At 66.8% G+C, this 18,942-nt stretch carries 20 protein-coding genes and 1 tRNA gene; 7 read left to right on the top strand and 14 right to left on the bottom strand.

Going from position 1 to position 18,942, the window contains the following annotated elements; translation table 11 throughout:
* Positions 1 to 135: 135 nt before the first annotated feature.
* Complete coding sequence (locus ACFTSA_RS18695) at positions 136 to 1,038, top strand: carbohydrate kinase (protein ID WP_377953186.1); 903 nt, start codon at positions 136 to 138, stop codon at positions 1,036 to 1,038.
* A 143-nt stretch (positions 1,039 to 1,181) separates the two neighbouring features.
* Complete coding sequence (locus ACFTSA_RS18690) at positions 1,182 to 1,568, top strand: VOC family protein (protein ID WP_377953169.1); 387 nt, start codon at positions 1,182 to 1,184, stop codon at positions 1,566 to 1,568.
* On the opposite strand, the gene ACFTSA_RS18685 is transcribed toward ACFTSA_RS18690, so the two are convergent.
* Both ACFTSA_RS18685 and ACFTSA_RS18680 read right to left on the bottom strand, forming a co-directional pair.
* Positions 1,565 to 3,211, bottom strand: a complete 1,647-nt coding sequence (locus ACFTSA_RS18685; RefSeq protein WP_377953168.1) for an amidohydrolase — start codon at positions 3,209 to 3,211, stop codon at positions 1,565 to 1,567. The genes ACFTSA_RS18690 and ACFTSA_RS18685 overlap by 4 nt on opposite strands.
* Complete coding sequence (locus ACFTSA_RS18680) at positions 3,201 to 4,658, bottom strand: APC family permease (protein WP_377953166.1); 1,458 nt, start codon at positions 4,656 to 4,658, stop codon at positions 3,201 to 3,203. The genes ACFTSA_RS18685 and ACFTSA_RS18680 overlap by 11 nt, the downstream gene beginning before the upstream one ends.
* A 158-nt stretch (positions 4,659 to 4,816) precedes the next feature.
* Between ACFTSA_RS18680 and ACFTSA_RS18675 the strand changes: the two genes are divergently transcribed.
* Positions 4,817 to 5,440, top strand: coding sequence for a TetR/AcrR family transcriptional regulator (locus ACFTSA_RS18675; protein WP_377953165.1), 624 nt, complete (start codon positions 4,817 to 4,819; stop codon positions 5,438 to 5,440).
* Here the strand turns inward: ACFTSA_RS18675 and ACFTSA_RS18670 are convergent.
* From ACFTSA_RS18670 to ACFTSA_RS18625, 10 genes are all read right to left on the bottom strand, one after another.
* Positions 5,437 to 6,480 (bottom strand): HoxN/HupN/NixA family nickel/cobalt transporter, encoded by a 1,044-nt coding sequence (locus ACFTSA_RS18670; protein WP_377953164.1) that lies wholly within the window; start codon positions 6,478 to 6,480, stop codon positions 5,437 to 5,439. The two genes, ACFTSA_RS18675 and ACFTSA_RS18670, sit on opposite strands and share 4 nt — an antisense overlap.
* Positions 6,480 to 7,373 (bottom strand): urease accessory protein UreD, encoded by an 894-nt coding sequence (locus ACFTSA_RS18665; RefSeq protein ID WP_377953184.1) that lies wholly within the window; start codon positions 7,371 to 7,373, stop codon positions 6,480 to 6,482. Before ACFTSA_RS18665 ends, ACFTSA_RS18670 begins: the two co-directional genes overlap by 1 nt.
* A gap of 5 nt (positions 7,374 to 7,378) precedes the next feature.
* Positions 7,379 to 7,996 carry an urease accessory protein UreG gene (ureG, locus tag ACFTSA_RS18660; RefSeq protein WP_377953163.1) on the bottom strand — a complete coding sequence of 206 codons (618 nt, stop codon included), beginning with the start codon at positions 7,994 to 7,996 and terminating at the stop codon, positions 7,379 to 7,381.
* 29 nt (positions 7,997 to 8,025) lie between these two features.
* Positions 8,026 to 8,709: an urease accessory protein UreF gene (locus ACFTSA_RS18655; protein ID WP_377953162.1), complete on the bottom strand. Its 684-nt coding sequence runs from the start codon at positions 8,707 to 8,709 to the stop codon at positions 8,026 to 8,028.
* Positions 8,690 to 9,166 (bottom strand): urease accessory protein UreE, encoded by a 477-nt coding sequence (gene ureE, locus ACFTSA_RS18650; RefSeq protein WP_377953161.1) that lies wholly within the window; start codon positions 9,164 to 9,166, stop codon positions 8,690 to 8,692. Before ureE ends, ACFTSA_RS18655 begins: the two co-directional genes overlap by 20 nt.
* A 9-nt stretch (positions 9,167 to 9,175) precedes the next feature.
* Positions 9,176 to 10,933, bottom strand: coding sequence for an urease subunit alpha (ureC, locus tag ACFTSA_RS18645; protein WP_377953160.1), 1,758 nt, complete (start codon positions 10,931 to 10,933; stop codon positions 9,176 to 9,178).
* Positions 10,930 to 11,277, bottom strand: a complete 348-nt coding sequence (locus ACFTSA_RS18640; RefSeq protein ID WP_377953159.1) for an urease subunit beta — start codon at positions 11,275 to 11,277, stop codon at positions 10,930 to 10,932. The genes ureC and ACFTSA_RS18640 overlap by 4 nt, the downstream gene beginning before the upstream one ends.
* 7 nt (positions 11,278 to 11,284) lie before the next feature.
* Complete coding sequence (locus ACFTSA_RS18635; protein ID WP_331575130.1) at positions 11,285 to 11,587, bottom strand: urease subunit gamma; 303 nt, start codon at positions 11,585 to 11,587, stop codon at positions 11,285 to 11,287.
* Between the two features lie 78 nt (positions 11,588 to 11,665).
* Positions 11,666 to 12,247 carry a cysteine hydrolase family protein gene (locus tag ACFTSA_RS18630; RefSeq protein WP_377953158.1) on the bottom strand — a complete coding sequence of 194 codons (582 nt, stop codon included), beginning with the start codon at positions 12,245 to 12,247 and terminating at the stop codon, positions 11,666 to 11,668.
* Positions 12,248 to 12,274: 27 nt separating this feature from the next.
* Positions 12,275 to 13,282 (bottom strand): LacI family DNA-binding transcriptional regulator, encoded by a 1,008-nt coding sequence (locus ACFTSA_RS18625; protein WP_377953157.1) that lies wholly within the window; start codon positions 13,280 to 13,282, stop codon positions 12,275 to 12,277.
* 369 nt (positions 13,283 to 13,651) lie between these two features.
* Between ACFTSA_RS18625 and ACFTSA_RS18620 the strand changes: the two genes are divergently transcribed.
* The gene (locus ACFTSA_RS18620) at positions 13,652 to 15,097 is read left to right on the top strand and encodes a glutamyl-tRNA reductase (protein ID WP_377953156.1); all 1,446 of its coding nucleotides are present in this window, start codon (positions 13,652 to 13,654) and stop codon (positions 15,095 to 15,097) included.
* Between the two features lie 110 nt (positions 15,098 to 15,207).
* On the opposite strand, the gene ACFTSA_RS18615 is transcribed toward ACFTSA_RS18620, so the two are convergent.
* Positions 15,208 to 15,280, bottom strand: a tRNA-Lys gene (locus ACFTSA_RS18615).
* Positions 15,281 to 15,513: 233 nt separating this feature from the next.
* On the opposite strand from ACFTSA_RS18615, the gene ACFTSA_RS18610 reads away from it, so the two are divergent.
* From ACFTSA_RS18610 to ACFTSA_RS18600, 3 genes are all read left to right on the top strand, one after another.
* Complete coding sequence (locus ACFTSA_RS18610; RefSeq protein ID WP_377953155.1) at positions 15,514 to 16,173, top strand: hypothetical protein; 660 nt, start codon at positions 15,514 to 15,516, stop codon at positions 16,171 to 16,173.
* Positions 16,174 to 16,427: 254 nt separating this feature from the next.
* Complete coding sequence (locus ACFTSA_RS18605) at positions 16,428 to 17,045, top strand: DUF47 domain-containing protein (protein ID WP_377953153.1); 618 nt, start codon at positions 16,428 to 16,430, stop codon at positions 17,043 to 17,045.
* Position 17,046: 1 nt separating this feature from the next.
* Positions 17,047 to 18,063, top strand: coding sequence for an anion permease (locus ACFTSA_RS18600; RefSeq protein WP_377953151.1), 1,017 nt, complete (start codon positions 17,047 to 17,049; stop codon positions 18,061 to 18,063).
* A gap of 72 nt (positions 18,064 to 18,135) precedes the next feature.
* On the opposite strand, the gene pstB is transcribed toward ACFTSA_RS18600, so the two are convergent.
* Positions 18,136 to 18,915: a phosphate ABC transporter ATP-binding protein PstB gene (gene pstB / locus ACFTSA_RS18595; RefSeq protein ID WP_003799400.1), complete on the bottom strand. Its 780-nt coding sequence runs from the start codon at positions 18,913 to 18,915 to the stop codon at positions 18,136 to 18,138.
* Between the last annotated feature and the right edge of the window lie 27 nt (positions 18,916 to 18,942).

The following is an 18,942-nucleotide window of genomic DNA, read 5'->3' as shown; positions in this document are numbered from 1 at the left end:
TCGGCCGGGGGGCCGCCCGGGCCCGGCGCACGGCTCCATGAAAGGCCCACCGTGATCCCAACCTCCAACCCCGGAACCGCCACCGCGGGAACTGCCGACTCTGCGGCCCGCGCAGCAACGTCGGAAGTCGTCGTCATCGGTGAAGCGCTGGTGGACGTCGTCGCCTCCGCTGAAGGTGCCGTTGAGCACCCGGGCGGATCGCCGTCGAACGTTGCCTACGGGCTGGGCCTGCTCGGCATCCGAACCGCACTGCTCACCTCCATCGGCGACGACGACCGCGGGCGGGCCATTGAGGCGCACCTGCAGCGCGCGGGCGTCACGCTCCTGCCCGGCTCCAGGACACCGGGCAGGACGGCCAGCGCCACCGCGACGCTCGCCGCAGACGGCTCCGCAACCTATGACTTCGATATCCGCTGGGAATTGCCGCCGGTAGCCCCGCCGTCCCTTCCAAAGGTGCTTCACACCGGCTCGATTGCAACCTTCCTGGCTCCGGGCGCGGCAGCGGTGAGGACCCTGCTGGAGCAGTCGCACCGCGAATGCGTGGTCACCTACGATCCCAACATCCGCCCGGCACTCCTCGGCAGCCAGGCTGAGGCCCGGACCATCTTCGAGGAGCTGGTCCCGCTCACCGACGTGGTCAAGCTGAGCGACGAGGATGCCCGCTGGCTGTACCCCGACCTGCAACTCGAGGACACCGCGGCACGGATCCTGGGGCTTGGTGCTGGGCTGGCGGTCGTCACCCGCGGTTCCGAGGGGTCGCTGCTTGCCACTGCCGAACTGCAGCTGGTGGTGCCGGCCGTCCGGTCCACAGTGGCCGACACCATCGGCGCCGGCGACTCGTACATGTCCGCGCTGATCTACGGGCTGCTGGCGCGCGGGTCGGACGGCCTGGCACCGGCCGTCCTGGAAACGCTGGGTCGCACCGCCTCGAAGGCCGCCGCGATCACCGTGCGCCGCCCCGGAGCCAATCCGCCCACGGCGGCGGAGCTGCTGGCGGACCTGCCTGAAGACGCGTCGGAGCCCGCCGCAGTCGGCTAAGGAAGCCGTCGCCTAAGAAACCGGGCAGGCAGGTCAGTGCCTCCTGGAATGTCCTCGCCGCCGGGCTGCCCCAGTCCAGCACCGCCACACGCGGGTCCAGAAATTACCGCATCCGCGCCGGGCGTCTCCGTACACTGGGGTTCATGGCTTGCCGTATCAGCGAACTTGTCCTCAACTGCGCCGACCCGGAGCTGCTCGCGCGGTTCTGGAGTGAGGTCCTCGGCTACGTCGAGCTCGACCGGGAGGACGGTGCGATCGAAATCGGCCCGCCCGGCGCCGGGTTCGGCGGCCTGCAGCCCACCATCATCCTGAGCCCCAGCAGCGACCCGCGGACCGGAAAGCTGCCCCTGCACATCGACGTCAACCCCGTCGACCGGGACCAGGACGCCGAGCTGGCAAGGTTGCTGGCCCTGGGCGCCCGCCCCGCCGACGTCGGGCAGACCGGCGACGAGCAGTGGCACGTCCTGGCCGACCCGGAGGGTAACGAGTTCTGCCTCCTGCGCAGGCGGCTTGAGCCCGTCACAACCTAAGCCGGATGCCGCACTACGGAGTGCTGCACCTGCCCGTCAACGAAGGTCGCCAGGACCCGGGCCGCTGCAAGGTCATCCGGAGCAGCCGCCAGCGGATCCAGGTCGAACACCGTGAAGTCCGCGCGCTTGCCCACTGAGATGGAGCCGGAAACCTGCCACTCCCCCGCAGCCCGGGCCGCGTGCGAGGTGTACCCTTCGAGCGCCTGCCGGGCCGTGAGGGCCTGGCCGGGAGCAATCGGCTGTTCGCCCGGGCGGCCCGACCGCCGTCGTAATTGCGCGTCCGCCAGGATGGGCAGCGGTTCGAACGGGGCGATCGGCCAGTCGGAGCCAAGCCCCAGCGTGGCTCCCGCGGCACGGAGGTCCGCGCAGCGCCAGGCGTTGTTGGCCCGTTCGGTGCCGAGCCGGGTGGACCAGTTGTCCGTGTGGTCGGCGCGGGAGTAGTGCGTGCAGTGGGTGGGCTGCATGCTGGCGATGAGGCCGGACCGGGAAAACCTCCCGACCAGCTCGTCCGGTACGGTTTCGAGGTGTTCAATCCGGTGCACTCCCGGCAACGCCGGAGTATCCCCCGTGCCCGGAGGCAGGGACTCGAAGGCGTCCAGGACCGCGGCCACCCCGGCGTCGCCGATCGCGTGCGTGGCGGTGGGAATACCGCGCCCGGCGAAGTACCGCACAGCCTCGGCGTACTCCTCGGGCCGGGGCCAGAACGGGGCCGCCGACTCGCCATAGGCATCAGGTTCAAACAGCCAGGCAGTTCCGTTGTCCACCGTGCCGTCGACGAACAGCTTGATGCCGGCCACCTCCCAGCGCCGCCCGCCGGTGCCGATCTGCCCGGCCAGCGCGCGCCATTCCGGTTCACCGGTGCCGGGCATGCACCACGGCGAGATCCGCAGGCGCAGCGGCAGACCGCCGTCGGCCTCTTCCTCCAGCGCCCGGTAAAGCTCCAGCGAATCGTCGCTGCAGTCCATCACGTGCGCCCCCGTCAGCCCGGACCGTGAAAACTGGGTCAGCAGTTCAGCCAGCCGTGCCTTCCGCTCTCCGAAGGATTCGGCGGGCATCAGCCGGGCAACGAGTTCGACGGCGGCCGCCTCCAGCAGGAGCCCCGTCGGCCTGCCGCCTCCGTCGCAGACCACCTCGGCGGCCTGGTCGAAGGAACGCGGACCGGTGACCCCCGCGATCTCAAGGGCCCGGGAACTCGCGAGCGCGGAATGCCCGTCGAACAGGCGGATGAGGCACGGCCGTCCGGAGACGGCGTCCTCAATCAGCTCCCGGTGGGCGGCAGCGGATCCGAACACATTGGGGTCCAGCCCCCAGCCGCGCACCCACTCGTCCGGTGCTGTTGCGGCCGCCTCGGCACGCAGGAGCGCGCGCACCGCAGCCAGGTCCGCGGCACCGGACAGGTCGCACCCCCGGGTCAGTTCCACGCCAAGCACAGGATGCATGTGGCAGTCCACCAGGCCTGGGGTCAGCACGGCGTCACCGAAGTCGATGACCTCCGCGGCCTGCCAGCCGGCCGCCTCCGCACGGCTTCCGACGGCGGCGATCACGCCGTCCCGGACGGCAACGGCCTGCGGCGCTGCGCTGCCTGACGGCGGGCCGTCCATGGTGTGGACGGTACCGGCGAGGATGATCACATCAGGATTCATGGGTTTCGAAGCTTCCAATCTGGGCGTAGGTTTCCGGCCGGCGGCGGCGCACCCAGCGGGCGGCCAGGAGTCCGGCGATAAAGACGAGCGGGGTCACCAGGATGAGGATGGTGTTGGTCAGGGCGTCGGCGAAGGTGAGCAGTTCGATGTTGAACCCGATCAACAGCACCACCCCGAAGAGCAGGATGGCCGACGCCAAACTGAGCGGGACCATCAGCCGGTGCGTGACGGCGTCGGGATTCCGGCGCAGGTAGAGGAAGGCGGCCACCGACACCAGGCCCTGCAGTCCGACGATGCCGAAGATCCCGGGCGTGTTCACCCAGATCAGCAGCTGCTGGTACGGATCGGCGTTCAGGGCTGCGCACACGGTGATGACTGCAGCGGCGAGGAGCGTCTGCACCTGTCCTGCCCGGTGCGGCGACTTGAACTTGGGGTGGGTCTGCCCCAGGAAGGCCGGCAGCACGCCGTCGCGCGCCAGCATGTAGACGTAGCGGTTGATCGCGTTGTGGAAGGCCAGCTGTGAGGCGTAGACGCTGGTGACGATCAGCATGTACATCGCTACCTCGGCCCAGGGGCCCACATAGTGGTTGATCGTCTGGAAGAACATCCCGCCGGCGAGCTCCCCGGCGGCTTCCGCGGCATGGTCTTCGCCGTAGGCCTGCACAACTGCCCAAACGATGAAGGCATAGAACACGGACATGAAGCCGACGGCGATGTACGTGGCGCGCGGCACCGACCTGTCCGGGTCGCGGGCCTCCGAGCGGTACAGCACGGTGGATTCGAAGCCCATGAAGGCGGCGAAGCAGATGCCAAGGATGGCCAGGACGCCCGGCCCGAACGCGTTCTCGGGGCTGAAGGAGCCCGCGCTGATGCCGTGCGCGCCGCCGCTGCCGAGGATGCCCACCCCCATCAGGGCCAGGATGCCGGTCTCGGCAACGAGGAGCACGCCGAGCACCTTCGCGCCGACGTCGATGCCCCGGTAGCCGAGGAACCAGACGGCGGCCACCGCGGCCAGGGCAATGGCAGGCCACGGCACCTCGAGCCCGAAGAGCACCTTGATCATGTCGTGGGTCTGGACGGCAAAAAGGCCGTATACGCCGATCTGCAGGCAGTTGTAGGAGACGATCGCCAGGATGGCTGAGGCGAGTCCCGCCGTCTTGCCCATGGCCAGTGAAATGTAGGTGTAGAAGCCGCCGGCCGCCTTCACGTGCCGGGTCATTGCCATGAAGCCGACGGCGAAGAGCGTGAGCACGAGGCCTGCCAGCAGGTAACCGGCCGGGGCGCCGATGCCGCCGACGTTGATGGCCACCGGGGCAACGCCCGCCATGACGGTCAGCGGCGCTGCCGCCGAAATGACGAGGAAGGCAATGCCGCCCGTGCCCAGGGCATTGCGCTTGAGGGCGCCGTCCGCAGACGACGCCGGAGGTCTGGTTTGGATATCCGGCACTGGTCCGTCCTTTCTGGGAAGCCCGACTAAACGAAAGGCTTTCGTTTTAGTATGCGGATGTGTGGTGCGGAGCACAATACCTTTCGCAAAAGCTGCTCCGGCAGGAGGCGGAGACTAGGCTGGGTTCCGATGTTCCAGAGCTGCAGACAGGAGATTCCATGGGGCGCCCGCTCCTCCCGCTGATATCGGTGGAGGCCCTGACGACGGCCGCGCTGGAGCTGGTCGATGAAAGCGGCGACTTCAGCTTTCCGAAGCTGGCGAAAAAGATCGGCGTCAGCCAGTCCTCCATCTACAACCACGTCAGCGGCCGGGACGAGATCCTGGAACTGCTGCGGCACCGGATCATCACCGAGGAGCCGTACCCTCCGGTGGACCACAACGACTGGGAGGGCGCGCTGCGCGTCCTGATCCGCGCATACCGGGACGCCTTTGCCCGCCATCCACGGATGGCTCCGCTGTTGGTGCTGCAGTCCATCACGGATCCGGCAGTCATCGGCATGTACGAGGACCTGGCCCTGGCCCTGGAGAGCGCGGGCTTCCGCGGACGTGACGTGGTTGCCGGCATCTCCACGATCGACAGCTTTGCCCTCGGCGCGGCCCTGGACCTGGCGGCGCCGGAAGTGGTGTGGGACCCGCCGGCGGAGGGCTATCCCACGCTGAAGCGTGCGCTCGGAAATGCGGGACCGTCAGAGGAACGGGGCGGGCACGCCTTCGATTTCGGCCTGGACGTGGTCATCGGCGGGCTCCGGGCGAAGCTGGGCGGCCAGGCGACGCGCGCCTAGGAAACAGCCCTCCGGCGCGCCCTCAGGGTGGCCGCTCCCCACAGCGTCAGGAATGCAGCCACAAGCAGCAGCCCGGCGTCGCCCAGATCGAGGCCGGCCAGCCAGGCGGTGAGCGGGTCCGTCAGCGCGAAGGCCTCGCTGAAGAAGCCGCCAAGGGTTATCACGGCGACGAAAAGCGCGGATACCGCCGAGAGCCCGGTGATGACGGCGTTGAACCCCAGTTTGCGCACGGGATCGTGGATGGCTGACCTGTACATCCGCATCATGGCCACGCCGTTCGTCGTGTCGCACAGGGTCATGGCTGCGGTGAACGCGAGCGGCAGCGCCAGCAGCGCCGCGGGTGAAACGCCCGCCAGGGAAGCCGCCGTCGTCATCACCAGGAGCCCGATGGTGGTGGCGGTGTCAAAACCCAGCCCGAACAGGAACCCGATCACATACACGTTCCTGGGCCGCCGCACCCTGGACAGCGGCTTGGCCATAAGGCGGGCCACAAAGCCCTTCGCTTCCAGCTCGCCGGGCAGCACCGTTCCGCCGCCGCGGACCCTGCGGTAGGACCTGGCGGCGCCGAGGAACGCCGACCCGTTGAAGATCCCCATGGCCAGCAGGAACAGGCCGGAAACGCCGCTGCCGACCAGCCCCAGGACCAGGTTCCCGGTGCTGCCCTCCGTCATGAACCTGCCCACCAGCGAGACTCCGGAAACCACGAGCACCCCGGCCAGGATCACCACGGAACTGTGCCCCAGGCTGAAGGCGAACCCCACGCTCGTGGGGTCCTGACGCTGGGCCACGAACTTCCGGGTGGAGTTGTCGATGGCGGCGATATGGTCCCAGTCGTAGCTGTGCTTGATGCCGGCAAGATACGCCGTGAGCACCAGTCCGAACGCCAGCGGCTGACCCGACGCAGCGGTACCGGCAACCAGGAGCACGACGGCGGCAAGATGGAGGATGCCCACCGCACCAAAGGTGGCCAGCAGGCGCGTCCGGAGCGGCAACTGCTCACGCTCGCGGTACATGGTGGCGAACTGGGTCAAGGCAGTCATCAGTACTTCCTCAGATTCAGGGGCGCCTGGCCGTACCAGCGTTGGCGGAGAAGGCCGCTGCAGCCCCCTAATAGCCTATTGAGTTTTTCGGTGCTGCTGGACAGGGACCTGAGCACCAGTGCCGTGATGCCGTCCATTGTGGCACTGAGCGAGACGCCTGTGTAGGCGTCGAACTTTTCGGCCAGCCGGTGCAGTTCGTCGGCGAGCGCCTGGTCGACGCGGGCGTCCACCACCACCAGCGAGCCCAGGTGGCTGTGGCCCTCCATGAAGCCCGTGCCGGTGACGTCGTCGAGCGGCGGGCGGATCAGCAGATTGTCCAGGGCGAGCAGCCGGGTGCCGTCCTCGGTCTCCACGTGGATCTCGTTGCGGAGCCGCAGTTCCTCGTACCGGAAAGACGCCCCGTCCGGGGACCAGCCCGGCGTGATCACCTCCGCCATCACCAGGCTCGACGTCGGCCGGACCGTGATGTGGGTGTTCTGCCGGTAGCTGGCCTGCCGGTAGGCGATGACTTGGTCCGGCGCCAGCTCCAGCCGCGCCCCTTCCCCCAGCCGGACAGTCATCCGCTGCTCGGCAAACGATCCCGGGGTCCGGTAGATCTTCGTCGCAGACTGCGTGGTGAGCAGCAGGTCGGCCCCGTCCCCCACCTCCACATCCATGACGTAAAGATCGGCCCCCAAGTAAGCCCCGCCAGGGTTGACGACGACGTAGCAAACCTGCCCAGACTCATCGAGATAATGAGGCCGCAGCACACGAAGTGCCCCTTCGTGAAATTGCCGGGACGCAATGGAGCGGCCTCCACGTTCGCTGATGACGAGCTCAAGCACACCGTGCGGCGACCCCACAGCAGAGGCGGCGGAGCCGGGTGAAGCCGCCGGTGGCGTTCCCGCCGTCATCGTGCTCATTGGGACAGGTCGAGCATCAGGACGTCTCGCCGGATCCATTCGATGACGTGCTCGAGGCCTTCGTCCGTTTTTAGGTTGGTGAAGCAGAACGGCTTGGCGCCGCGGAATTCCTTGGAGTCGCGTTCCATGACGGCGAGGTCGGCTCCGACGTGCGGGGCCAGGTCTGTCTTGTTGATGATGAAGAGGTCGGATTTGATCATGCCCTGGCCGGCCTTGCGCGGGATCTTCTCGCCCTGCGCGACGTCGATGATGTAGATCGAGAAGTCCACCAGCTCGGGGCTGAAGGTGGCGGAGAGGTTGTCGCCGCCGGACTCCACGAAGATCACCTGCAGGTCCGGGTGCCGCTGCTTGAGCTCCTCGATCGCCGCGGTGTTCATGGACGTGTCCTCGCGGATGGCGGTGTGCGGGCAGCCGCCGGTTTCGACGCCGATGATGCGGTCCTCGGGCAGGATGCCGTTGGCGGCCAGGATCTTGGCGTCCTCGATGGTGTAGATGTCGTTGGTGATGGCGGCCATCGAGATCTCCGCGCTCATGTGCCGCGTCAGCCGCTCCACCAGCTGGGTCTTCCCGGCGCCGACGGGCCCGCCGACGCCGATCTTTATGGGTTCAGTCATGTTGTCCTCCTCAGTCAAAAAAAGCACAGTTAGCTCATGAACATGCGGGCACGCTGGCGTTCGTGCCTCATCTGCGAAATCTCCAGTCCGGGGCTGACCGCCCCGAAGTCGTCCGGCGTCAGGCGGGCGGCCCGCTCGGCGGCGGCAGCAACGGCGCCGTGCGCGTTCCGCAGCAGCCGCTGGCCTGCGGCCTGCCCGAGGGGGATGGCCCGGACGGCGTTTTGCGTCAGGGACGTGACGGCGGCGAAAAGGTACGCGGCAATCGCCTCCTCCTGCGGAACCCCCAGGGAACGGGCGACGACGGCGAACGCCAGCGGCTGATGGCCCGCAACCCGGCCCCCGCTCACCAGCGCCCGGTACTCGTCCAGTTCCTCGGACGGAAAGACCTCAGCACCAATCTCAATCAGCCGCCCACCCATCTTGACGCTCGCCTCCCGCACCTGCCGAGGCAAAAGCTGGGCAGTAAGCAACCCATCCAGTTCAAGGACGGAAACCCCCTCATACAAAAAACGAATGGCCAAAGCGTCCGAATAGGTCAGCTGCTGCGAGAGGAAAGCAGCCAGCCACACCCCGAAGGACCCCTCATCAAAAACGATCCCCCGCTCGATATAGGTCTCAAACCCCAACGAGTGCGCAAAAGCCCCAGTAGGAAGCGAAGAATCAGTAAGCTGCCGCAGGGCGATCTGGTAGGAATCAGTGCGTGTTGTCGGCATGGCGGAAAGGCACGGGCATCACGCGTTCCTGGCGGTCGTAGGGCACTCCGACGTGTTTGAGGTAGTCCTCGACGGTGTGGTCATAGGCGCACACCATGACCTCGGCGCCGTACTCGGAGGCAGCGTCGAAGAACTGTGCCTGCAGGTGCCGGTTGCCGAGGGAATGCGCCACGACGCCCATCTCGTGGATGGTCCGTGGTGCGATGACCAGGACATCGGTGGGCAGCACGGACACCACGATCAGGTTGGTTTCGGCCACGTGCAGGACATCGCCGTCGCGGAGGTCGGCAGAACCGGCAGGAAGCCTGATGCCGATCTCGTTGCCGTGGTCAGTGGTGACCCGCTGAATCCGCTTGACCAGCTGGGCGCTGGGCAGCACCACTTTCTCCCGGTGCAGGCCGAAGTAGGACTCCGCAGGCAAGTCGTGAACGTTGCCGAGGACTTTCTCGATGATCATCTAAAGCTCCTAGAAGAGGAAGTACCGCTGCGCCATGGGCAGTACGTCCGACGGTTCGCAGGTGACCTCTTCGCCGTCCACAGTCACCGAATACGTCTCCGGGTCCACCTCGATATCGGGCGTGGCGTCGTTGTACTTCAGGTCCGCCTTGGTCAGCGTCCGGATGCCGGAGACCGGCCGGATGACCTTCTCCAGTCCGAGTTCCGCCGGCACGCCGGCGTCGATGGCTGCCTGGGAAAGGAAGGTGATGGACGACTTCTGCAGGGCCTTGCCGTGCGTGCCGAACATCGGCCGCATGGTGCGCGGCTGGGGTGTCGGGATGGACGCGTTGGCGTCGCCCATCAGGGCGTAGGCAATCTGGCCGCCTTTGAGCACCAGCTCGGGCTTCACGCCGAAGAACGCCGGATCCCACAGCACCAGGTCGGCAAACTTGCCCTCCTCGACGGAGCCGATGGAATCAGCCATGCCCTGGGCGATGGCCGGGTTGATGGTGTACTTCGCCACATAGCGCTTGAGCCGGAAGTTGTCGCTCTCCGACCCCAAACCCGCAGCGGAACCGTGCGCCCCGCCGTCGGGATCCTTCAAAACGCCGCGCTGCTTCTTCATCTTGTCCGCCACCTGCCAGGTACGGGTGACCACCTCGCCCACGCGCCCCATGGCCTGGGAGTCCGACGACGTGATCGCGAAAATCCCCATGTCCTGGAGCACGTCCTCGGCGGCGATGGTTTCGGCACGGATGCGGGAATCGGCGAAGGCCACGTCCTCGGGGATGTCCGGGTTGAGGTGGTGGCACACCACGAGCATGTCCAGGTGCTCTTCGATGGTGTTGCGGGTGTAGGGCAGCGTGGGGTTCGTGGAGGCGGGAAGCACGTTCGGCAGGCCGGCGATTTTGATGATGTCCGGCGCGTGGCCGCCGCCGGCGCCTTCGGTGTGGAACGTGTGGATGACGCGCCCGTTGATGGCCCGGATGGTGTCCTCCACGAAGCCGCATTCGTTGAGCGTGTCCGTGTGGATGGCGACCTGGACGTCGTACTCGTCCGCCACCTTCAGCGAGGTGTCGATTGAGGACGTGGTGGAACCCCAGTCCTCGTGGACCTTCAGGCCCACCGCGCCGGCGCGGATCTGCTCCGCCAGCGGTTCGACGGCGGAAGCGTGCCCCTTGCCGAGCAGGCCGATGTTGACGGGAAGCCCTTCGGCGGCCTGCAGCATGCGCTGGATATGCCATTTGCCGGGGGTGACTGTGGTGGCCTTGGTGCCTTCGGCAGGTCCCGTGCCGCCGCCCACCATGGTGGTCACGCCGCTGCAGAGGGCGGTGGCCACCTGGTCCGCGGAAATGAAGTGGATGTGTGTGTCCACACCGCCGGCGGTGAGGATCTTGCGTTCCCCCGCGATGATCTCCGTGCTGGCTCCGATGACGATGTCCACGCCGTCGGCGATCTGCGGATTTCCCGCCTTACCGATCCGGAAGATGTGGCCGTCCCTCAGCGCAACGTCCGCCTTGTAGATGCCGGTGTAGTCCAGCACCACCACGTTCGTGATGACCGTATCCGGCACGTCGCCGTCAGGGCCTCCGTCCCGGGTGGACTGGCCGTTCTGGCCCATGCCGTCCCGGATGACCTTGCCGCCGCCGAACACCACTTCCTCGCCGTAGTTGGTGAGGTCCTTCTCGATCTCGAGGAACAGGCCGGTGTCCGCCAGGCGGATGGCGTCGCCCGTCGTCGGGCCGTAAAGGTCCGCATACTGCCTGCGGGACAGTTCAAAACTCATCGGCGTTCCCCTGTCTGCCCACTGCCATCCCGGCCGCCGTCGAGCCTGCCGTTCACCGCGTTGCTGAGGCCGAAGACCTCCCGGCTGCCGGCCAGCCGAATCAGGCGGACAGTCTTCCGGTCGCCGGGTTCGAACCGGGCGGCGGTGCCGGCGGGGATGTCCAGGCGCCGCCCATAGGCGACGCCGCGGTCGAACTCCAGCGCCGGGTTCGCCTCCGCGAAGTGGTAATGCGAGCCCACCTGCACGGGCCGGTCACCGGTGTTAAGGACGACGACGTCGATCGCCTCCCGGCCCGCGTTGATGACCAGCGGTTCAGGTCGCAGGACGTACTCTCCGGGAATCATGGCGCCCCTATCGGATGGGATTGTGGACGGTGACGAGCTTGGTGCCATCGGGGAAGGTGGCCTCGATCTGGACGTCGTGGATCATCTCCGGCACGCCCTCCATGACGTCCTCCCGGCTGAGCAGCGTGGTGCCGTAGCTCATGAGTTCGGCAACGGTGCGGCCATCCCGGGCACCCTCGATCAGCTCGTAGCTGATGATGGCCACGGCTTCCGGGTAGTTAAGTTTGAGTCCGCGCGCCTGGCGCCTGCGGGCGAGGTCGGCGGCGACCACGATCATGAGCTTTTCCTGCTCACGAGGCAGCAGATGCATGAGAATCCCTTCAACGGCCTGCGGGTCGGCGTGGGACCCAGACTAAGCCCCGTTCGTTTCAACCACGTTTCAGGAGTGTCAGGTCCGGCCCCCAGCGGGGCCGTTCCGCCCTCCGCTGAGCCGGGCGAGGATCTTATCGCTCGACTCGACCGGCTGGCGGTATGTGCTGGACAGGATGCGCAGCATGTCCGCAGCGTCCTGGCTGTCCTCCGACGCCATGGCGTCCTGCGCGTACGTGACCCGGATGTTGTGGGCGAAGGCGTCTGCTCCGGTCTGGGCGATGCAGTTGTGCGTAGAGACGCCGGCCAGCACCACTTCATCGGCGCCCCAGTTCCGCAGCCGGGACAGCAGGTTGGTGCCCACGAAGGCACTGTCCCGCGTTTTGGTCAGCTGTGGCAGGCCATCGGTGGCGAGTCCGGGCACAGCCTCCGCCTGCTCGCTGCCGCGGAAAATGAAGCCCTGGTCGTCGTCGAGCATGTTCAGCGTCCACGTGGATTTGTCCCGCTCGTGCTCGGTGCCAACCAGCAGCGCCTTGTGTCCGTTGGACGTGAATCCCTCCAGCAGCCTGTTGCAGGAAGCGACCAGCCGCTCCTGCTTGGCTGCCAGTTCCGGCGCTTCGAAGTACGCGTTCTGCATGTCGATGATGAGCAGGGCAATCATGGACGCACCTTTCGTGGGCTAACAAGTCTATGGGGCAGAGGCACGTATCTGCAGTCCGAATTCCGCTTTTACGTGCACGCCCCCGGCGGCCTCCTCAGTGCCCTCGATCCGGTCGATCAGCAGCTGCACGGACCGTTCAGCAATCTCGTCCATTCCAGGAGCAACAGTGGTCAGCGAGGGGGAGGAGAAGCGCGCCTCATCGATGTCGTCGAACCCGGCCACGGCTGCGTCCCCGGGCACCCTGACCCCGCGGAGCAGCAGTTCGTGCATCGCGCCCAGAGCCAGCGCATCATTCAATCCAAAGACGGCGTCGAAGGGCCGGCCACTGTCCAGGAGCCGTGCGACGGCCGTTGAACCGCCGTCACGGCGCCATTCCGCAGGCACAATCAGGGCCGGATCAAACTCCACTCCCGCCTCGGCCAACGCCTCCCGGTGTCCGGCCAGCCGCAGTCCGGGCGAACCGGCCCTGTCCCCCGGGGAGGCACCAATCACTGCAATACGACGCCGGCCTCCCGCCAGCAGGTGGGCCGTCATGGCTTTGGCCGCGCCCACATTCTTCATGGTGACGAGGTCGAACCGTGGGTCGTCGATGTGCTCGCCGAGCATGACAAGCGGTTTGGTTCCCCGCCGGGCGGCGGCCACGGCGTCCGCATCGAGCACCAGCGGAGTGAACAGGAGCCCGTCCGTCAACTGGCTCAGGGATCCCTGCAGGGCGGTAAGCTCGTTGGCCCGGGTTGCCGCAGACTGCTCCACCAGGACGCGGTAATTCCGGGCGGCTGCTGCCGTCATGAGCTTGGAGGCGAGCTCCGCGTAATACGGCACAGAGAGATCGGACACCACCAGCCCCAGCATGCGGGACTTTCCGGACCGCAGACTCCTGGCCGTCAGGTTGGCCTCGTACCCGAGTTCGGCGATGGCGTCCAGCACCTTCTGCCGGGTGGCCGGCCTGATGAACTCATAGTTGTTGAGCACATTCGACACGGTTTTCAGGGAGACGCCGGCCGCGCGGGCAACATCGTTCATTGTCACGGCCATGCAGGTTCCCTTTCGCGGCAAACGTACCTCTCAGGTACATCGTTGCAGAATGCAGGCCGCCCCGCCCGCCAAGAATTTTCCAAGGTGGTTCCCGCACCCTTTCTGCAAGGTCTCTTGGCTCTGGGGCCAGGCAACGGCGCCTGGTCCCAGCGACAACCGGCGGTGTCCTCATTAGCGGCGGCCACCGGCGGGACCGGTCCGGAAGCGGTGGCCTCTTGTGCGTTAAGCGGGCGGCCACTACCCGGGGCGGCCTCCAAGTGGCGCGGCAGGACAGGATGGGGAACGTTGCGGCGGAAGGGGGCCGAATTGTTGCAGGGTGCAGGGGAATCCATCGAGGGATTAGCCCCGTCAGAACGGCAGTTTGCTCTTGTGGTCTCCCATCATGCCCGCACACCGTACCGGGGAACAGCTCTCCGGTGTGGGGATGGGGACCCCGAACCGGTTGGCGGCGGGGAAGGCCGGGGTTCCGGCCTCGAGTTCCTCGCCCGGCTCGGTTCGGGACCCGTCCGGATCACGTCCGATGTTCTTGCGGACCTGGAGGGCGTGGCGGGAGCGGTGGTGCTCTCCACATGCAACCGGTTCGAGGTCTACTGCGACGTTGCTCCGGGCGCGGATCCGGACACTACCAGGAAGCACATTCTGGAGGTCATCAGCACATGCTCGGCTGTTTCCCCCGAGGAACTCGCCCTGGCACTTGACTGCCTGACCGGCACGGCAATGACCGAGCATCTCTTCGCCGTGGGTGCCGGCCTCGACTCTGCAGTGGTGGGCGAACGGGAAATCGCCGGGCAGCTCCGACGCTGCCTTGCCTCGGCCCAGGAGACCGGGTCTGCCAGCGGATCCCTGGTCCGGCTCTTCCAGGCAGCTTCCCGTGCCGCCCGCGACGTCGGGTCGCTGACTGCCCTGGGTGATGCCGGCCGCTCCATGGTGTCCGTCGCGCTGGACCTGGCCATGGCCAGACTGGGTCGCCGGGACCTGTCCGGCCTCTCCGTGGTGGTCATCGGCACCGGCGCCTACGCCGGATCCACCCTTGCGCTTCTGGCGGCAAGGGCATGCACGGCGGTGTCCGTGTTTTCCTGGTCCGGACGGGCCGAAGCATTTGCGTCGGCCCGCGGTGCCACCGGCCTGACCTCCGCGGAACTGCCCGCGGCCGTCCGCGGAGCGGATGTAGTGATCGGCTGCAGCGGTCGCGGCCCCAGGCTCAGCGCCGAGGAATTCCTGGCCTTCCGGCAGGGCGCTGCCGGGCCGCCCGTCGTCGTCGACCTCGCCCTCAGCCGGGACTTTGAACCGGAGCTGGGCGAACTGCCCGGCCTTGGCCTCATCACGCTGGAACATGTGCGGCTGGCCTCGCCGCGTGAACAGACCGACGTGGTGCGGCAGGCCGGCGACCTGGTCCGGCTGGCCGCCCTGAAGTTTGAGGAGGACCGGCAGGCGCGGCTGCTGGATCCGGCGATCGTGGCGCTGCGTGGACACATGCAGTCGGTACTGGCTGGTGAAGTGGCCAAGGTGAAGAGCCAGCACGGCTGCACGGCCACGGCGGAAGCGGTTGAATTCGCCCTGCGGCGGGTGGTGCGGCAGCTTCTGCATGTACCCACCTCGAGGGCGCGCGAGCTGGCGGCAGCCGGGCGGCAGGACGAGTACACCGCTGCCCTTGAAACGCTGTTCGGGCTGGACGTGACGGCGGGAGCGAAGGTGGAGCCCGGCCGGGAGAGGACCGGCCCGGCTGCCGAGGGGGATACCGGCCTTCCGGGCTGCCCGGCACGGGGGCGGCAAGGCTTTCAGGCTGCGGAGGACATCCTGCCCGCAGCGAGTTAAGCCCCTGAGCAGGACAAAGGCTGAGCCGGACACAGGCCAAGCCCGACATAAAAAATCCCCGGATTCCTGTTGCCAGGAAGCCGGGGACTTTCCACTCTTCGCTAAAAGAGTGGGCCCTGTGGGGATCGAACCCACGACCCACGGATTAAAAGTCCGATGCTCTACCAACTGAGCTAAAGGCCCAAACTGCCTGCTGGAATGCGGGCCTCAACAGCCTGCAATCGCGAAACAGTTCCAGTCCATTTCTGGACGTTTAATACTGTACCCCAGACCGTGGCGACTTCAGCACGGCGCCCCGCGGCCGTCGTCGAACGTGTCTTTGCCGGGACGCGGCAAGGGTTTCGGCCTGTGGGGGCGCTACCCGGGCACCGCAGCGGACGCTCGATTCCGCTTCCATGCAGGAGTAGCGTGGGACCATGAGCCAGAAAGCAGGAACCAGCGGCCCGGGCGGGGCGGAGCGGCACCACAAACCGAAGCCTTTTGCGCCCATTGATTTCGAACCTTTCGCAGGCGGCGCCGATCCGGCGCGTGTCTCGGAAGCCGCGCACCTGGCCGCGCAGGCCCTGGTGCGCCACGGCCGGGACAGCGATGATCCCGTCATCACCAAACGGCTGGTCAAGCTTGCCGACGAGCAGGGCCTCGAGGCGATAGCGGAAATGTGGGCCGAAAGCCCGGCCCGGTCGCTGCCCGGCGCGCTGTGGCGGCTGTATGCCCTCCGCGCGGCAACGGTGCAGGATCCGGAGCGCATCTCCGTTTATTTCAAGGCAGGCAAGGACACCGCCCAGGTCTCCAATGTGGTGGCCGGGGCTGCCGAACCACCTGGCGCCGATGAAATGAAGGTCATGGCGGACGCCATCCTGTCCGGAGCCTTCGACGGCGACTTCGACGTTGCGCTCGAGCGGTCCGCCGCGTTCTGCCGTGTGGTGGCGCTGGGCCAGGCCACGCTGGCGGACGGCGCGGAGCACTCAAACGAGAGCCATGCGCGCAAGCTGACGCGCAACTCCCACCTGCTCGTGAAGACTGCAGAGGACCTGGAACACGCCGCCAACGCCTGGCGGCTGGGCGAGCTCGACTGACCCATCAGGCCCGATCTGTCAATGTTGACTTGGCCCAGCCAAAGTAGAACACTGAAATAGGTGCCGAACCGCGAAACCCCCGGGCTTCAACATTTAGCCGCCTAGAGCGGCCTACCGCCGAGAGGCGTATCCGGTTCGGCACCATTTTCATGCCCCAACGCAGGTGCCGGTAAAGTACTGACTAGCTGCGGCTCGGAGGTCAAGTCAAACTCCCGCGGCGTCCCGCCCTGACAATCCTCCGGAGACCGGTACTCATGAAGCTGCGCCTTTTTCCCCAGGAGCCGGCAGGCCTGAACCTGCTTTCGCAGCTGGCCCGGCAGATCGTTTTTGCCAGCGCCACCATGGCGGAAATCCTGGGCGCGCCGGCCACCGAACACAACCGGCTGGTGGAGGACATGCACAACCACGAGGCAAAGTCGGCAGAGCTGCACTTTGCCCTCCTGACGCATATGCGCACCAGCTTCGTGAATCCCCTCCCCCGTGAGGATATGTATGCCCTGTCGCAGAGCCTGAATGAAGCCATTGAAAAGCTGGACGCCGCGGCCGAGCTGGTGGCGCTGTACAACCTGGACCGGCTCCCGAAGCGCGCAGCCGACCAGCTGGAGATCATCAGCCGGCAGGCCGAGCTGACCGCTGACGCCATGCGCCGGCTGAACAACCTGGACGACCTTGAGGACTACTGGATTGAGGTCCTGCGCCTGGCCAAGCGGGCCGAGCGCACGCACCGCGTCTGGGTCGCAGACATGCTCAAGGACATGAAGTCGGCCCAGTATGCCCGCAACCGGGACATCGCCAACCAGCTGGTGGACGTCACCAAGGACATGCGCCGGATCGCCACCCTGGTGGGCAGCATCATCGTCAAGGAATCCTGAGGTGACGCTGTTCATCTTCGCCCTGGTGGTGCTCCTCACTTCGACCTTTTCCTTTCTCAACGGTTTTCGGGACGTGTCCACGTCCGTGGCCCTGGCCGTGCGCACGCGCGCCCTGACACCCTCCGTAGCTGTGCTGCTGGCCGCCCTTTTCAACCTTGTCGGCGCTCTTTTCAGTGCCGGACTGGCGGTGGCCATCAGCCAGAACTGGGTTTTCCTGCCGCCGGGGAACAGCGGCCTGACCATCATTGCCGCCGGCCTTGCCAGCGCGTGTGGGTGGGGCATTTTCCTGTGGTGGCGCGGCGTTCCTTCCTCCTCGACACATGCCCTGGTGGGAGGACTTGCCGGGGCCGGAACCGCGAGCGCGGTGGTGGGCGGCACTTCCGTGGGCGGCGTGGACCAGTCGCTCCTGTTCCAGGTGGTCCTCCCCCTGGTTCTGTCGCCGGTCATAGCCTTCATCGCCGCTTATCTGCTGGTGTTCCCCGTCACCTGGGCCGCGCGCTATACCCAGCCGAGCGTGGTCAACAAGCGCTTCCGGGCCGCCCAATCCATTGCCGCCGGCGCCGTGGCCTTCGGCCACGGGCTGCAGGACGGCCAGCGGGTCAGTGCCGTACTCATCCTGGCGCTGCTGGCGGCAGGCTATTCCGACGGCGGTTCGCTTCCCATGTGGGTGGCGCTGCTGTCTGCGGCCACGATCACGGCGGGCACGATGTTTGGCGGCTGGCGCATCTCGCACACGATTGGCTACCGGCTCACCCGGATCGATCCGCTGCGCGGCGTGGTGGCCCAGGGCTTCAGTGCGCTCCTGCTGTTTGTTGGCGCCATCGGCCTGCACTGGCCCGTGTCCACCACCCACACGGTTACGTCGGCCGTGCTCGGGGCCGGGGAAAACCAGCAGTTTGCCACCGTCCACCGCAAGCTGGTGACCCGGATTCTGGCGCTCTGGGTCCTGACGCCCGCCACCACGGCCGCGGGCGCCTTCGTCCTCGAGCTGGCCCTCTCCCCGCTGATAGCCGCCTAGAATACGGTTGCTCCGTAACTGCCCTTATTCCGCGTGGAAGGGGCAGTTACGGAGCAATCGGTGGTGGTGGGCCTATCCGAAGCGGCCGGAGACGTAGTCCTCGGTGGCCTTCTGGCTCGGGTTGTTGAAGATGGTGCTGGTCTCGGCGAACTCGATGAGCTTGCCCGGCTTGCCCGTGCCCGCGATGTTGAAGAACGCCGTCTTGTCCGAGACGCGGGCGGCCTGCTGCATGTTGTGGGTCACGATCACCACGGTGTACTGGTCCTTGAGCTCGTTGATGAGGTCCTCAACGGCCAGGGTGGAGATCGGGTCCAGGGCGGAACAGGGCTCGTCCATGAGGATCACCTGCGGCTCCACGGCAATGGCGCGGGCGATGCAGAGGCGCTGCTGCTGGCCGCCGGACAGTCCCGAGCCAGGCTTCTCCAGGCGGTCCTTGACCTCGTTCCAGAGGTTGGCGCCGCGGAGCGAGCGCTCCACGAGGGCGTCGGCCTCGCCCTTGGAGATCTTCTGGTTGTTCAGCTTCACGCCGGCCAGGACGTTGTCCCGGATGGACATGGTGGGGAACGGGTTGGGCCGCTGGAACACCATGCCGATCTGGGAGCGCACCGTGACCGGGTCCACGCCGGGACCGTACAGGTTGTCCCCGTCGAGCAGCACTTCACCTTCGACCCGGGCGCCCGGCAGCACCTCGTGCATGCGGTTCAGCGTGCGGAGGAAGGTGGACTTGCCGCATCCGGAGGGGCCGATGAACGCAGTGACGGACTTGGCCTCGATGTTGATGCTGACGTCTTCCACGGCCAGGAAATTGCCGTAGTACACGTTCAGGTCTTTGACGTCGATGCGCTTGGACATGATGTTCCTTAACTTGCTCGGATGAAA

This window comes from Arthrobacter sp. NPDC057013 (genome assembly GCF_042674585.1).
GTDB lineage: Bacteria > Actinomycetota > Actinomycetes > Actinomycetales > Micrococcaceae > Arthrobacter.
Note: the sequence above shows the minus strand (reverse complement) of the source record. Positions and strands in the feature narration are given on the sequence as shown.